Source organism: Rathayibacter sp. SW19, assembly GCF_030866825.1.
Classification (GTDB): domain Bacteria; phylum Actinomycetota; class Actinomycetes; order Actinomycetales; family Microbacteriaceae; genus Rathayibacter_A; species Rathayibacter_A soli.
In genome coordinates, this window is record NZ_CP133020.1 from 2,717,839 (window position 1) to 2,731,389 (window position 13,551).

A 13,551-nucleotide genomic window follows, 5' to 3' on the forward strand; every position below is an offset into this window, starting at 1 on the left:
AGCCGGGGAGGCCAGTCGGGGAGGTCAGTCTCGGAACGCGTGCCGCTGGGCGTCGACTACGGCGGCCAGCGCGGGCTTCGCATCCCGCGCGAATCGCGGGAAGTTCAGGAAGCCGTGCGGCATCGCTGGAAAGTCAAGCAGCCGAACCTCGACACCGGCCGCCTCTAACGCCTCCGCGTACAGCACCCCGTCATCGTGCAGCGGATCGTGCCCGGCCACCTCGATCAAGGCTGCTGGGAGGTCTTCCAGCGATTCTGCCCTGAGCGGCGACACTCTCCAGTCGTCGAGATCGCCGCCGTATAGTTCATCGAACTTGTGCATGTCGGCTTCCGTCAGAATGAACGCGTCGGCATTGGCCCGGCGCGACTCGGTACCGCGGGCTCCCGTGACCGGGTATATCAGAGCTTGATGCCGAATCCGAGGGCCGTTCTCGTTCCGTGCCATCAACGAAACGACCGCCGCGAGATTTGCGCCCGCGCTCTCGCCCATCACCCCGAGCCTTCCGGCGTCCGCTCCGAACTCGTGTGCGTTCTCGGCTGCCCAGACGAGCACCGAGTAGCAGTCCTGCACGCCGGCAGGGAACGGATGCCTGGGCGCAAGCCGGTAGCCGACGGACACCACGATTGCATCGAGATCGCGCGCAACCGTGCCGCAGATCCAGTCACCGCCGCGCAGATCGCCGAACACGAAACCGCCGCCGTGGAAGTAGACGACGACAGGCCGCCGGCTCACCTCGCCCGCGGGCGTGTACACGCGGATCGGCACTCCCTCGACCGTTCGGTCATGGGCGCGCACTGACCTCGGACGCCTGCCCATCAGGATTGACGCAAATAACTCCGGTGCGCCTGCGCCGCTGTCGCGCGCGATCTCTTCGGGGGTCGCCTTCGCCACAGACGAGCGCGGCAGATGCCGCATGAGTTTGCCGATCCGCCGCATTCCCGTGGCGAGAGGTTCCATAACGGCTCAGCGCCCGCCTCGTCGGCGGCCAGTCTCGTCAGCGCCCGTCTCGTCGGCATCCGGCTCGTCGGTGCCCGTCTCGTCGGTGCCCGTCTCGTCAGCGCCCGCCTCGTCGGCATCCGTCTCGTCAGGGAGTTCCTCGAACAAGCCGGGTGGAGGCGTGACCGTCACCGTGCCCGCGTCGATGTCAACGCTTGGCACGATCGCCTTGACGAACGGAACGAGCACCTCACCGGCATCCGTCTTGATCGCGAGCAGGTCTTGCGCGGGCAGATGATCGACCCGGTTGACCGTTCCGACAGTGACTCCGTCGCGCACGACGGCAAGGCCGACAAGCTGATGGTCGTACCAGGCATCTTCTTCTTGAGGCAGTTCGGCGGAGTCCTGGTCGACCCAGAGGATCGCCTTCGCCAGCGTCTCCGCTTCAGAGCGGTCGGAAACACCGACGAAAAACCCCACCGGCTGAGCGTTGTACCAGCGCAACTCGACCAGCTCGAGGGTCTTGCCGTGCCATTTCGAGCCGCTCGGAACTTGCACGGAGAACACGGCGCCGGGCACGAACCGATGCTCGGGGTCGTCGGTGTACAACTCGAGCTTGAGCGCACCCTTCAGGCCATGCGCCTTCGTCAGGCGGCCGACTCGCAGCTGAGTGCGCTGCGGCTGCTTCCCGACCACCTCAGGAATCGGTGTCGATGACGTCGACCCGCACACGACGGCCGTCGGCGAGGGCCGAGACCAGCGTGCGGAGAGCCTTCGCGGTGCGACCGGAACGGCCGATGACCCGGCCGAGGTCCTCGGGGTTCACGCGAACCTCGAGAACCTCGCCGCGAGGCGAATTCTTTGCGACAACCACCACGTCGTCGGGATTATCGACAATCCCCTTGACGAGGTGCTCGAGAGCGGGAGCGAGCAATCTCAGGCCTTCTCGGTTTCGGATGCCTCGGCGGCGCCTTCTGACGCCTCGACCGGCGCCTGCTCAGCGGCCTTCGCAACGGGCTTGTCGGCCTTCGGCTTCAACACGGGCTTCTTCTTCTCGTCGGCGACGAAGGCGACCTTGGCCTCCTTCACCTTGACGGTGTTCACGACGTTCTTGGAGCCTTTGAAGGTGCCCCAATCGCCCGTCAGGCGCAACAGCGCCTCGACCTGCTCAGTCGGCTGCGCACCGACGGAGAGCCAGTACTGTGCGCGGTCTGAGTCGACCTTGATGACCGAAGGCTCTTGGGTCGGGTGGTAGATGCCGATCTCTTCGATGACACGACCGTCGCGCTTGGTGCGCGAGTCGGCGACGACGATGCGGTAGTACGGTGCACGGATCTTGCCCATGCGCTTCAAACGGATCTTGACAGCCACAATTCTCCTGTGTTGTATGAGGTGTTTGTCGAACTGACTGCCGTGGGCGTGGGGGCACACGCGGCAGGAGGTCTATGGGGCTCTGCAAACGGTCTGATTAGAGGGTCGAACCGAGCAGAACTCAGAGGGCTATTCTGCCAGACTCTCCCCTGATTCGGTTAATCGAGCAGGGCCCTTCCGGTGGTCGAGTAGCCCGCGAGCGCAGCGAGCAGGCGTATCGAGACCCCGCACCCGCGATGTGGGTCTCGATATGCTCGTTCCTCGCTACTCGACGAACGGGACCACTACTGAACGCAGCGGTCACGGTACGCTCAGCCGGCGCGCGGCCGTGAGGCCCTCACTCGTCGCACGCACCGCATCCACCCCGCTCGCATCCCGGGCACCGCCGACCACCTCATGACGGATGCCTGCCTCGCGCAGTTGCGCACCCAGCGTCCCGTTCGGTTCCTGGCCGGCGCACACGATCACGGTCTGCCCGGGAACAAGCTCGGTGCCTCCCTGCGTGTGCTCGATCACAACCCCGGCCACAGTGATCTCACGATAGGCGATATCGGCCAGCATCCGAACCCCTGCGGCACGAAGCGTGCCGAGCGCGACCCAGCGCGAGGTGATGCCGATCCCCGGGCCGAATCGGCCGTTGCGCTTCATGATGGTCACCAGAGAGCCTGCTCGCGGCGCCATCCGGATGCCCGTGTCGGCGAACGGCCTTTCACCGGCCGCCACGAAGCCTGTCGACTCCGCCAGCTCGAACCGATCCGCGAATTGGGCGGCGCGCGCCCGTCGGTCATGGGGCTCGATGAGGAATGCCGCAACATCAACGCCGATCCCTCCACCTCCGATGATGGCGACGGAGCCATCCGGCACTCCGTCACGAAGAGCGCGTTCATAGGTCAGAACGTGCGGCAGATCGGCGCCCGGCAGCTCGATCCGCCGCGCGAGAACACCTGTCGCCACAACGACGCCGGCGAAGTCGCCAAGGCCCTCTACAGACGCCGTGGTGCCGGTTCGGATATCTGCGCCGAGCGCTGTCAAGCGTGCGCGTGCCGACTCGGCTGTGCGCGCGTAGTCTTCCTTGCCCGGAACGCGAGCCGCCAAGGTGAACTGCCCGCCGAGCTCCTGCGCCGCTTCGAACACCGTGACGCGGTGCCCGCGCTCGGCGAGGTCGATCGCGGCCGCCATGCCTGCCGGCCCGGCACCGACGACCGCGAAACGACGCTTCTGCCCATCCGCGCGTGCCGAAAACACTGCCTCATGTCCGGCCCGCGGGTTGACCAAGCACGATACAGGCTGGAAGACCAGCGAGCGGTCGATGCATGCCTGGTCACAACCGATGCAGGTGTTGACCGCGTCGAAGTCGCCGGCTTGGCTGCGGGCGACGAGCTGCGGGTCGGCCAGGAAGGGCCGTGCCAGTGCGACGGCGTCGATGGTACCGCGTTCCAGGATGCGCTCTGCCTGCCGAAGATCAGTGATCCGATTGCTCGCGATCACGGGAACGCGGCGCACTCCGGCCGCGGAGATAGCACCGGCGATTCGCTCGGCATAACCCAGCCACGCTCCGTGCGGCACGGATGCTTGCACCGTTGGCACGCGCGACTCGTGCCAGCCGATGCCGACGCTCAGCGCGTCTGCTCCGGCGTCGACGAGCGCAGCGGCGAGCGTGGTGACCTCGTCGGGCGTGGATGAGCCGGACATCAGATCGGCCCCCGACATCCGCACAAGCACCGGCACGGCGGCCGGAAGCGCCAAGCGCACGGCATGCACGATGGCAAGCGCGAATCGTTGCCGCCGTTCGCCGTCTCCTCCCCACTCATCGTCTCGCAGATTGGTCAGTGGCGAGCAGAACTGGTTGATCAGATAACCTTCGGATGCCATCAGCTCGACCGCGTCGAATCCGGCGTCGAGAGCGTGGAGCGCGGCATCCGCGTAGTCCTCGATGGTTGCGGCGATCTCGTCGGCGGTCATCGCGCGCGGCACGGCGCCGTGCGCGGCAGGCCACGGCACGGCGGACGGCGCGACCGCGTGCTCGGGCAGGCCGGCCGCATCCGTGAGCCCGTCGAGGATCGCGTAGCGTCCGGCGTGGAACAGTTGCGCCGCAATCACTCCGCCGGCCTCATGTACGGCCTGGACGGCTCGGCTCAGTCGCTCGTGCACACCCGACTCACCGAGAACCGCATAGTCGGGGCCACCGCGACCGGCTGAGTTCACGGCCAGCCCGCCCGTGATGATCAGCGCGGCGCCTCCGTCGATGCGTTCTCGATAGAACGCGGCGAGTCCAGCTCCACCGTCATCCGCGACCTCGAGCCCAGTGTGCATGCTGCCCATGACAACGCGGTGCGGCAGCTGCAAGGAGCCGATCGACCACGGCGTGCGCAGGCGCGGCAGGAGGTCGTCCACGCGAACGCTCAGGCTTCGTCTGACTCGCCGTAGACCGCTGCGTGCAGGTCGCCGGTCGTGTCTGCCCAGAACGGTGGGGCGACGATGGTCAGCCCGCCGTCGACGGACAGCACCTGCCCTGTGATGTAACCGGCATGCTCCGACAGCAGGAACTCGATGGCGGATGCCATGTCATCCGCGGTGCCCGGCCGCCCGAGCGGCAGCTTCTCGATCACGGATTGCATCGGCGGGATGCCGGGCACGCGTTCGTAGAAGAATTCCAGCGAATCCGTGTCGATCAGACCGCCATTGACGGCGTTGACGGTGATGTTCCGCGGCCCGAATTCTGTGGCCATGTAGCGCATGTAGGTCTCGGCCGCCGCCTTCGCCGCGCCCAGCGACGCGTAGGTCGGGAATGAACGGAGCGATCCGTAACTGGTGACGACGACGATGCGGCCGCCCCCGGTCATCAGGTCTGCCGCCCGCTGCGCGCCGAGCACGAACGAGCGCACATTCATCGCCCAACTGCGATCCAGGTGATGCTGCTTCAACTGGGCGACCGGTTTGAACGCACTGGCCGCGGCGTTGGCCACGAATGCGTCGAGTCGGCCGTAGCGGGCGGCGACCGCTGCGAAAAGCGCGTCGATATCGTCCGGCTCCTCAATGTTCGCCTGTACGATGATGCCGTCGGCGCCGGCTGCCCGCACGTCTTCAAGCGTGCGCTCTGCGAGTTCCCGATTCGCCTTGTAGTTGACGACCACGTTCGTGCCCGCCGCGGCGAGTTTGAGCGCGAGCACTCTGCCGATACCGCGCGAACTTCCCGTGATCAGTGCGACGCGCGCACCGGTGCCTGCTGGGGTAGCTGCCATACTGCCGGGTCTCCTCCCGTTAGACTGCGCCGGCGACGACGGCGCGCGCGACGATCAATTTCTGAATCTCATTTGTGCCTTCTTCGAAGCGCTGAGCGCGCGCATCGCGGTAGACGCGTTCGATGGCGTTGCGCTTCCAGTATCCCTGCCCGCCGTGAATCTGCAGTGCCTTGTCCGTCACCCGGGTGAGCATGTCGACGGCGATCATCTTCGACGCACTGGAAAGCACCCCTGCGTCGGGCGCCCCGGTCGCGTATGCACGCGCGGCCTCCATCACGAGGGCACGCGCCGCCGCGATGTCCGCGTAATTCTCCGCAAGATAGAACTGAATCGCCTGCCGTTGCGACAATGCCTTGCCGAACGTCTCGCGCCGGTTCGCGTAGTCGACCGCGAGTTCCTGCGCCCGTTCGGCAAGCCCGACACAGCTCATCGCCACCGACACTCTGCTCGGCAACAGGAATCCGCCGAGCATGACCGCGAGCCCGTCGCCTTCAGCGCCGAGCCGGGCAGACATCGGAACCGGTGTGTTCTCGAAGCGCAGGATCGCATGGTCCGTGCCCCGAACCCCCATCGTGTGCGAATCGTCAACGACCTGCACACCGGGAAGGCCGGTATTCGGCACCAGCAGGGCAAGCGTGCCATCCTGGCCGCTGGTGCCCTCCAGACGCGCAGCCAGCAACCAGTAGTCGCACCGCACGCCGAACGTGATGAGATGCTTCTCACCGCTGAGGTAGTACGTGTCCCCATCGCGGCGAACGGTGCTGCGGATGTCCGCCCCGGTTCCTGCCGTCGCCTCGGTCAGCGTGAACGCAACCAGCACATCGCCCGCAACGGACGGTTTGAGAATGCGCTCGCGCTGCGCATCCGTCACGTATGGGTCCATCGCACGCCAGGTTCCGTTGATAACGTGCACGAGCATCCGAACCGACGCGTGGGAGCGCGAGAACAGCTCCATCAACTCGATGTAGCGGACGAAGTCGATACCGCGCCCGCCGAGCCGCTCCGGCGCCGCAAGACCGAGATAGCCGCGCACTTTCAACTCGGCGAACAACTCGGGGGGCACCTCACCGGACTCCTCGATGACGTTCGCGAAGTCCTCGCCCGGCCCGCGCACCCAGGTGTCGATCTCGTTTTTGAGGGCGCTGAACGACTCGTCACCCAGTGTGCCGACGGGCGCGGCCTGTGTCATATCGTCTCCTTTGTCGCCGCGACCAGGGCGGCGGCCATTTCTCTCAAGATATTCTTCTGAATCTTGCCGATCGCGTTTCGTGGAAGCTCATCGACGAATTCGAGCCGCTCCGGCCAGTAGTACTTCGACACTCCCGCCGCCGCGAGATACTGCTGCAACGCGCGGAAGGTGAGAGGTCGATCCGGATGCGTCGACACCACGAATGCGCAGGCGCGCTCTCCCAACCGTGCGTCCGGCATCGCGACGACTGCGACATCGGCGACGAGCGGATGCTGGTACAGCAGATTCTCCACCTCGACGACCGGCACCTTTTCGCCGCCGCGGTTGATGACGTCCTTGACTCGGCCCGAAATGCGCAGAAATCCTTCATCGTCGACGCTCGCGAGGTCGCCGGTTCGATACCAGCCGTCGGAGGTGAACACGTCCGCCGTCAGGTCGGGGCGCTCGAGGTAGCCGCCGAAGATCGTCGGCGACCGCAGTTCGAAGTTCCCCTCGGCCCCAGCAGCCACCGGCATCCCTGCGTCGTCGACGATGCGGATGTCGATGCCGGCCAAGGCGCGCCCGTCGTTTCCCCACGCGCGCTCCGGCGCATCGTCAGGCGACGCCAGTGTACCCAGGCAGGTCTCTGTCGTTCCGAATGCGCCGAGCACCGCGGTGCCGAGCACCGCGGTGGCCTGCTGCGCGAGTGCGCGGGGTACGGCAGCCCCCGTGGCCACGAAAATCCGCAACGACTGGGGAGCGTGTGCCCCGGTCTCGACCTCGCGCACCAGGTCCATCAAAAACGGCGTCGCCGCTTGCACGAATGTCGCCTTGCCCAGGCCGAACCCCTGTTCAAGCGCGAGTGGCGCATCCCACACCGGCTGAATCACCGCGGCGACACCGAGCTGCCAGGACAGCAGCATCCCGTACAGAAAACCCGTCTGGTGTGCGAGCGGCGATGGCACGAAAATTCGGTCGTCGCCGTCGAGCCCCAGGTGCGCGATCTCCATGTCCACGGCGCGCGCCAAGGTGCCGTGTGTGTGCTGCACGCCCTTCGGCTCTCCTGTCGTGCCTGACGTGAACAACAGTTGGCACACATCGTCCGGATGTGGCGCACGGGAACGGATGTGCGGCAGGTCGGGGGTCACCGATGCGAGTGCAGCGTCGTAGTAGTGCCAGGTCCAGTCCACCGTTTCGACCATGGCCGCTGCCGAGTCGGGGATCGGTGGCAGATCGGTCGCCACATCGGCCGAGTGTCTGTTCTCGGTCTGCAGCACGACGACGTGCTCGAGTGCAAGTGGGCGCGACTGCCGGTGCGCCTGCACGCTCACATCCAACAGTTCGATAGCCGGTCGCCGGTGCCGGAACAGATTCGGCAGGAACAGCACTCTGGCGTGCGATCGCGCCAGTGTCATTGTGGTCTCGCGTGGCCCGAACGCAGGCATGATCGGTGTGACGACAGCACCGAGCTGGATGATTCCGAGTGTGATGGCCATGAACTCGCGCCAGTTCGGCAGCTGTACCGCCACCGCTTCTCCGCGCCGCACACCGAGGTCCAGGAGGAGCGCAGACACCTGATCTGCTTCGCGTTGCAGGTCGCTCCAGCTGACGACGGCAGGCGCGTCCGCGCCGACCTCGATGACGGCAGGATCATCGGGCCGCTCTTGCGACAGTGTCAGCACGTGTTCTACGGGACCGTGCCGGTCGAACGCACCGTACCGGTACTCGGCATCGGAGACGCTGGACCTGCGCGCCGCCGTGCGCCCTGCTGACTGCGCAGTGAGCCGATCGGTGTCCGCACCGGTCGCGTACCCGGAGTTCGGATCGCCGGTGTCAGGCTGACGTGCGGAACTGACATCGATCTCCAACCCGATGCCGTTCATCGCGTCGAGGAATTCCGGGTACGAGATTCGGTACGCGTGCGGATAGGTCAACGACGAACTGCCGCCGGCCCTGGTCGCCGCGACCGCCAACGCCATCAGCACCCGATGATCATTGAATGACGAGAGGGCGGCGGCACGCAGGGCCTCGACCCCCGTTATCCGCAGCTCTGAGTCGCTCTGTTGCGCGGAAGCGCCCATGCGGTTCAACTGCAGCATCGCCGACACGCGATCGGATTCTTTCAGCCGGATATGCCCGATATTGCGCAGCCGGCTCGTGCCGTCGGCAACACTCGCCATCGCAGAGAGCACCGGCAGGAGATCGGGAATCGGTGCACAGTCGATGTCGAGCGAGTTCAAGCGGATGCCGTCGTGCTGCACCCGTACGAATCCAGTCGCGTCATCCAGTCGCATGGGCACGCCCATCCGTGCCGCCAGGTCGAGGAATTCCGACTCCGGATGGTCGGTGTCGGCAGCCCGAGTGGCCGACAGCCCCCGGAACAGCACATCCGAGGGATGTAACGCGGTGGCTGCCACACCGAACGCTGCCGCACCGATGTCCGGCGGAAGGCGGTAGTCTGCGGGCGTCGCGGTCTGATTACCCGGAATACGGTACGTGAGCCAATCGTCGTCGTGCTCGACGACCAGGCCGAAGGTCCGCATCATTCGAACAGTCAGATCGACATACGGTTGCTCGTTCAGTGCACCGCCGGTGACGTGCACGGTCGTGTCTGAGCGCGCGAACGGTGCGAGCAGGAGCAACCCGCTCAGCCACTGCGAGAGCGTTCCCGCGATTTCGACATCTCCACCGCGAGGCCGAACGGGCTGAACGGTGATCGGCGGGCATCCGTCAGTTGACGTCAGCTCCACGCCCATTTGCTGCAGAGAGCCGAGCAGTGCGCTGATGGGCCGCCGGCGGAAGTATTTCATGCCGGTCAACGTCATCGGTCGATCGGCGAGGCTGGCAAGCCCGGTCATGAAATACAGAGTCGTGCCGGAGGACCCGACGTTGAGCAGCCCGTTGCTGCCGTGCGTGCCGTTCTCGTCGACGTCTGTGGCCCGATACCGCCCGCCCGTCACGAGATAGTCGTCACCGACGATGCGGATGTCTGTGCCCAACGCGCGCAATACGCTGATCGTCCATTCGACCTGCCGGGTTGCCGAGACTCCGGAGACGACACTGGTGCCTTCTGCCAGCGAGGCGAGCACAAGGGCGCGGTGTGCGTGATACTTCGAAACCGGAATCTCCAGCTCCCCGGCCAGTCGGCTTTCCGCTCCATGAACGATGAGTTGCATCAGATGCACCGTTCCTTTCGATCGCCGTGTCAACTGCCTGCATGTAGGCAGTGCGGCAACATCGGTCGAGTTGTCAAACACCCGAGAACTTACTCGCACCCCGCGGCTGCGGCAAACCCGGGTGCAACGTGTTCGACATTGTCGCGTTTGGGTGTGCAGACGGTCTCGACCGGGCGAAAGCGTATCCCCGAGCCGGCACAACCGTCAGGCTGGCCGGGCCACATGAATTCAGTTTAGGGTGGAGCCATGGTTGGCCGCCTCGGGCAGATCCCGATCCTCCGCATCGTCGCGGTGGTACTCGCCGTCGGCATCGTGACGGCCGCACTGGTCACCGCTGCCACCTCGGTGGCGGCCCGGCCGCGCATCGTGCCGCACCTGACCGAAGGCTCGCCGAAGGGCCCGCTTGTGGTCACCATCGGCGATTCGATTATGGAGGGCCACGGCCTGAGCGCACCCGAAGCATGGCCCGGCCTGCTGGCGCAAACCAGCGGATGGCGCATCATCAACTTGGCCAGCGACGGATCGGGGTTCGTTGCGATCGGCGACGAAGGCGACACGTTCGCCAACCAGGTCAGCGCGGCAATCGCGTTGCACCCTGACGCGGTGATCCTCGAGGGCAGCAGTAACGACATCGGTGTCTCGAACAGCGTGCTGGACGCGGCGACGGATTCGACGATCGCGCACTTGCATCGGGCGCTGCCCGGCGCGGTGCTGATCGGTCTCAGCGCGGTATGGAGCGATACGACCCCGCCGGGTCAGCTGGCCGACATCGATGACCAGGTCGACGCTGCGGTGACGAGCAGCGGCGGCTACTACCTTGACATCGGCCAGCCACTGGGCGGGCGCGTCGATCTGATGCAGAGCGACGATGTGCACCCGACCGAGGCGGGCCAGAGTGCACTCGCGCAGGCGATCAGCGGGGCCTTCGCATCGTCGGCTATTCGCTTCTGAGCGCATGCCCGGATCGAGCACCATCCGCATCGCTCTTCGCTGCCGGAGCAGGGGCCGCGGTCGGCGCGCGGAGCACCGTGACGACGATCGGCACGAACGTTGCCACCAGTGCCGCAAGCTGCACGATCCCGGCTGGAACTCCACCGACGAAGTTTGCCACCGTCATGATGATCGCCGTAACGGGAACCCATACCGCAACAGCTTTCGCGCGGCGCAGCCCAATGGTCATGAGGATCGGGCCGAGTGAAAAGGCGGCCAAAAACACGACCAGAAGTAGGCTCCCGAGCGGCTCCTGCCCGGCCGCTTTGTCCAACAGCTCTCTGGCCGGGCCGCCGAGCCCGTCAGCGGCAAGCACGGCATCCGTCCCGAAAAACAGTGCAAGATGCCCGATACCGGCAGCCAGGCCGATCGCGGTGACGAGGCCCCCGCCGGTTGTCAGCACCCAACCTCTGCCGGGTACGCGGTCGATGACGGCAGGAATGCCGGCCAGCCAGACCAGCAGGCCGAACACGCTCAGAATGCCGAGCGTCAGCCATGCGGCCTGGTTCTGAGCGATCACCTCGTAAACGGTCGCAGTGGGGTTGGCTGCCTGCAGCATCCACTGCATGACGGTCGTCACGATCAAGCTGATGGGGCCGGCAATCAGCCCGATCACTCCGGTTATGCGCAGCAGGCGCGCTCGTGTCATGTTCATGATCAGTCCCTCCTCGCGGCGCGGGTGCACCGTCTGCAGCCAGCCTCACGGCAACTGCACTCCGGTTTCGTCAGCCATCGGGCTGTTGTGCGGCGCCGAACGGGTGATCCGCTGCGCAGCTCATCCGCCGAACGGGCGAATGTGTTCGCCTGTTCGGCGGATGCCGGTTCCCCCGGGCGGGAATAGAGTGTGGAAATGTTCGAGTGGGCGGCCTCGGTGCGGAGGCGGCGGGTGTTCGGGTTTCCCCTGCCCGACCTGCTGCTCGCCGGGTTCCTGTGCGCGGTGGCGGTGGCGAGTGTGCTCACCGGCAACCCGGACGAAGGACAACTGGCCATCACCCTGCCCGTCGCGTTCGTGTCCACGCTCGCCGTGTGCTGGCGCAGACGCTCGCCGGTAACCGCCGTCGTGCTGCTGCTGATCACCGGGATCACCCAAACGCTGTTCGCGGACACCCCGGGTTCGCTCTGGTCGCTGGTGGTCTACGCGATCGTGATGTACTCGCTCGCAGCGCATTATTCGGAGGGTCGCGCCGCCGTGGTGGGCATCGTGATGGTGACCGGCCTCCTCTTCGAGGAACGCCTTGCCAACGGCGTCGACTATCTGTTCGTCGTGCTGCTATTCGGAGGATTGTGGCTGCTCGGGCGTGCCAGTCGCTTGTGGCGTTCTCGCGTCTCGCACGCGGAGCAGCATCAGGCAGACCTCGCACGAATCGCCGTCGCTGAAGAGCGGTTGCGGATCGCTCGCGACCTGCACGACATCGTCGCTCACAGTCTGAGTGTCATTGCCGTGCAGGCCGAGGCAGCAGAGGCTGCGCTCGCGATGCACCCGGAACGTGCCCGAGAACCGGTGCTGGCCATCCGTGGCAGCGCACGCGACTCACTTGGCGACATCCGGCGCATGCTGCAGGTTCTGCGCACGGATGACGACTCACCGGTTCCAACACCCGGTCTCGCAGCGGTTCAGGCCCTGATCGCCGCAGCGCGCTCAGCCGGGGTGCCGGTGGAATTCTCCGGCTCGATCGATGCAGCCCGCCCTGCCGTGGTCGATCTGGCCGCTTACCGCATTGTGCAGGAGTCTCTGACCAACGTGATCAGGCATGCTCCGGGCATGCCGACCAGCGTGAGCATCAGGCAGACCGCGACCGGGCTGGAATTGGAGATCGCCAACCAGCTACCCAAAACGCCGCCGCGACCCGGTCACGGAGCGGGGCTCGGCTTGATCGGAATCCGCGAACGCGTCACTGCACTGCAGGGCACCCTCACGATCGGTCCGACCGGCACAGGTCAGTACCGCGTTCGTGCGCGGCTGCCCATGTTTGAAGGCGCGCCGTGATCAGGATTCTCGTCGTCGACGATCAAGTGCTCGTGCGCACGGGGTTCCGGCTTATCCTCGACCTAGAACCCGATCTGGAGGTGGTCGGGGAAGCGTCGACCGGGGTGGAATGCCTGACTCGGGTCGCTCAGGAACATCCTGACGTCGTCCTGATGGACATCCGGATGCCGGTGCTCGACGGCATCCAGACCACCCGACGGCTCACCGAGGCAGGATCGCTCGCCAAGGTGCTGGTGCTGACAACCTTCGACCTCGACGAGTACGTATATGACGCAATGCGAGCGGGCGCGAGTGGCTTTCTCCTGAAGGATGTGCCACGTGAGCAACTCACGGCGGCCATCCGGATCGTTGCCCACGGCGATTCCTTGCTCGCGCCCTCGATCACGCGTCGACTGATCGAACGATTCGTGCGGATGCCTGCACCCGGCGGCAACGCGACCGCGCTTCCGCAGTCGTTGAGCACCCGCGAGCAGGAGGTTTGGACACTTCTGGCAACCGGGCGCACAAACGCCGAGATCGCGTCGGAATTGTTCCTCGGAGAAGCGACCGTGAAAACGCACGTTGCTCGGCTCCTGGCAAAACTCGGTGTGCGAGATCGCGTGCAAGCCGTGATCCTCGCGTACGAGACGGGCTTCGTGCAACCGGGCGAACTCGAGCGTGGAGGATCACGCGACGTGTGAG

Annotated in this window: 12 protein-coding genes; 3 read left to right on the forward strand and 9 right to left on the reverse strand. The window is 65.8% G+C overall.

Features of this window, described 5'->3' with window-relative positions; all coding sequences use genetic code 11:
* Positions 1–24: 24 nt before the first annotated feature.
* From QU604_RS12615 to aroA, 8 genes are all read right to left on the reverse strand, one after another.
* The gene (locus tag QU604_RS12615) at positions 25–957 is read right to left on the reverse strand and encodes an alpha/beta hydrolase (protein WP_308464979.1); all 933 of its coding nucleotides are present in this window, start codon (positions 955–957) and stop codon (positions 25–27) included.
* 6 nt (positions 958–963) lie between these two features.
* Complete coding sequence (rimM, locus tag QU604_RS12620; RefSeq protein ID WP_308464980.1) at positions 964–1,632, reverse strand: ribosome maturation factor RimM; 669 nt, start codon at positions 1,630–1,632, stop codon at positions 964–966.
* A gap of 1 nt (position 1,633) precedes the next feature.
* Positions 1,634–1,870 (reverse strand): RNA-binding protein, encoded by a 237-nt coding sequence (locus QU604_RS12625; protein WP_308464981.1) that lies wholly within the window; start codon positions 1,868–1,870, stop codon positions 1,634–1,636.
* 2 nt (positions 1,871–1,872) lie between these two features.
* Entirely contained in the window at positions 1,873–2,307 is a 435-nt protein-coding gene (rpsP, locus tag QU604_RS12630; protein WP_308464982.1) for a 30S ribosomal protein S16, read from the reverse strand.
* 300 nt (positions 2,308–2,607) lie between these two features.
* On the reverse strand, positions 2,608–4,701 hold the full coding sequence (locus tag QU604_RS12635; protein ID WP_308464983.1) for an FAD-dependent oxidoreductase: 2,094 nt from the start codon (positions 4,699–4,701) through the stop codon (positions 2,608–2,610).
* Between the two features lie 8 nt (positions 4,702–4,709).
* Positions 4,710–5,549 carry an SDR family oxidoreductase gene (locus QU604_RS12640; protein ID WP_308464984.1) on the reverse strand — a complete coding sequence of 280 codons (840 nt, stop codon included), beginning with the start codon at positions 5,547–5,549 and terminating at the stop codon, positions 4,710–4,712.
* Between the two features lie 19 nt (positions 5,550–5,568).
* Positions 5,569–6,738, reverse strand: coding sequence for an acyl-CoA dehydrogenase family protein (locus QU604_RS12645; RefSeq protein ID WP_308464985.1), 1,170 nt, complete (start codon positions 6,736–6,738; stop codon positions 5,569–5,571).
* Positions 6,735–9,893 carry a 3-phosphoshikimate 1-carboxyvinyltransferase gene (gene aroA / locus QU604_RS12650; RefSeq protein ID WP_308464986.1) on the reverse strand — a complete coding sequence of 1,053 codons (3,159 nt, stop codon included), beginning with the start codon at positions 9,891–9,893 and terminating at the stop codon, positions 6,735–6,737. The genes QU604_RS12645 and aroA overlap by 4 nt, the downstream gene beginning before the upstream one ends.
* A gap of 246 nt (positions 9,894–10,139) precedes the next feature.
* Here aroA and QU604_RS12655 point away from each other — a divergent pair, with 246 nt between their 5' ends.
* Entirely contained in the window at positions 10,140–10,844 is a 705-nt protein-coding gene (locus QU604_RS12655) for an SGNH/GDSL hydrolase family protein (RefSeq protein WP_308464987.1), read from the forward strand.
* On the opposite strand, the gene QU604_RS12660 is transcribed toward QU604_RS12655, so the two are convergent.
* Positions 10,831–11,538, reverse strand: a complete 708-nt coding sequence (locus QU604_RS12660; RefSeq protein WP_308464988.1) for a hypothetical protein — start codon at positions 11,536–11,538, stop codon at positions 10,831–10,833. The two genes, QU604_RS12655 and QU604_RS12660, sit on opposite strands and share 14 nt — an antisense overlap.
* A 195-nt stretch (positions 11,539–11,733) precedes the next feature.
* Here QU604_RS12660 and QU604_RS12665 point away from each other — a divergent pair, with 195 nt between their 5' ends.
* Together QU604_RS12665 and QU604_RS12670 are read left to right on the forward strand one after the other, a co-directional pair.
* Entirely contained in the window at positions 11,734–12,870 is a 1,137-nt protein-coding gene (locus tag QU604_RS12665) for a sensor histidine kinase (RefSeq protein ID WP_308464989.1), read from the forward strand.
* Positions 12,867–13,550 (forward strand): response regulator, encoded by a 684-nt coding sequence (locus QU604_RS12670; RefSeq protein ID WP_308464990.1) that lies wholly within the window; start codon positions 12,867–12,869, stop codon positions 13,548–13,550. Before QU604_RS12665 ends, QU604_RS12670 begins: the two co-directional genes overlap by 4 nt.
* Position 13,551: the final 1 nt, after the last annotated feature.

Bases quoted from the DNA above. Each gene is read 5' to 3' on its own strand.
- QU604_RS12660 (WP_308464988.1), bottom strand. From the start codon at position 11,538: ATGAACATGACACGAGCGCGCCTGCTGCGCATAACCGGAGTGATCGGG.
- QU604_RS12665 (WP_308464989.1), top strand. From the start codon at position 11,734: ATGTTCGAGTGGGCGGCCTCGGTGCGGAGGCGGCGGGTGTTCGGGTTT.
- QU604_RS12615 (WP_308464979.1), bottom strand. From the start codon at position 957: ATGGAACCTCTCGCCACGGGAATGCGGCGGATCGGCAAACTCATGCGG.
- aroA (WP_308464986.1), bottom strand. From the start codon at position 9,893: ATGCAACTCATCGTTCATGGAGCGGAAAGCCGACTGGCCGGGGAGCTG.
- QU604_RS12655 (WP_308464987.1), top strand. From the start codon at position 10,140: ATGGTTGGCCGCCTCGGGCAGATCCCGATCCTCCGCATCGTCGCGGTG.
- QU604_RS12640 (WP_308464984.1), bottom strand. From the start codon at position 5,549: ATGGCAGCTACCCCAGCAGGCACCGGTGCGCGCGTCGCACTGATCACG.
- QU604_RS12645 (WP_308464985.1), bottom strand. From the start codon at position 6,738: ATGACACAGGCCGCGCCCGTCGGCACACTGGGTGACGAGTCGTTCAGC.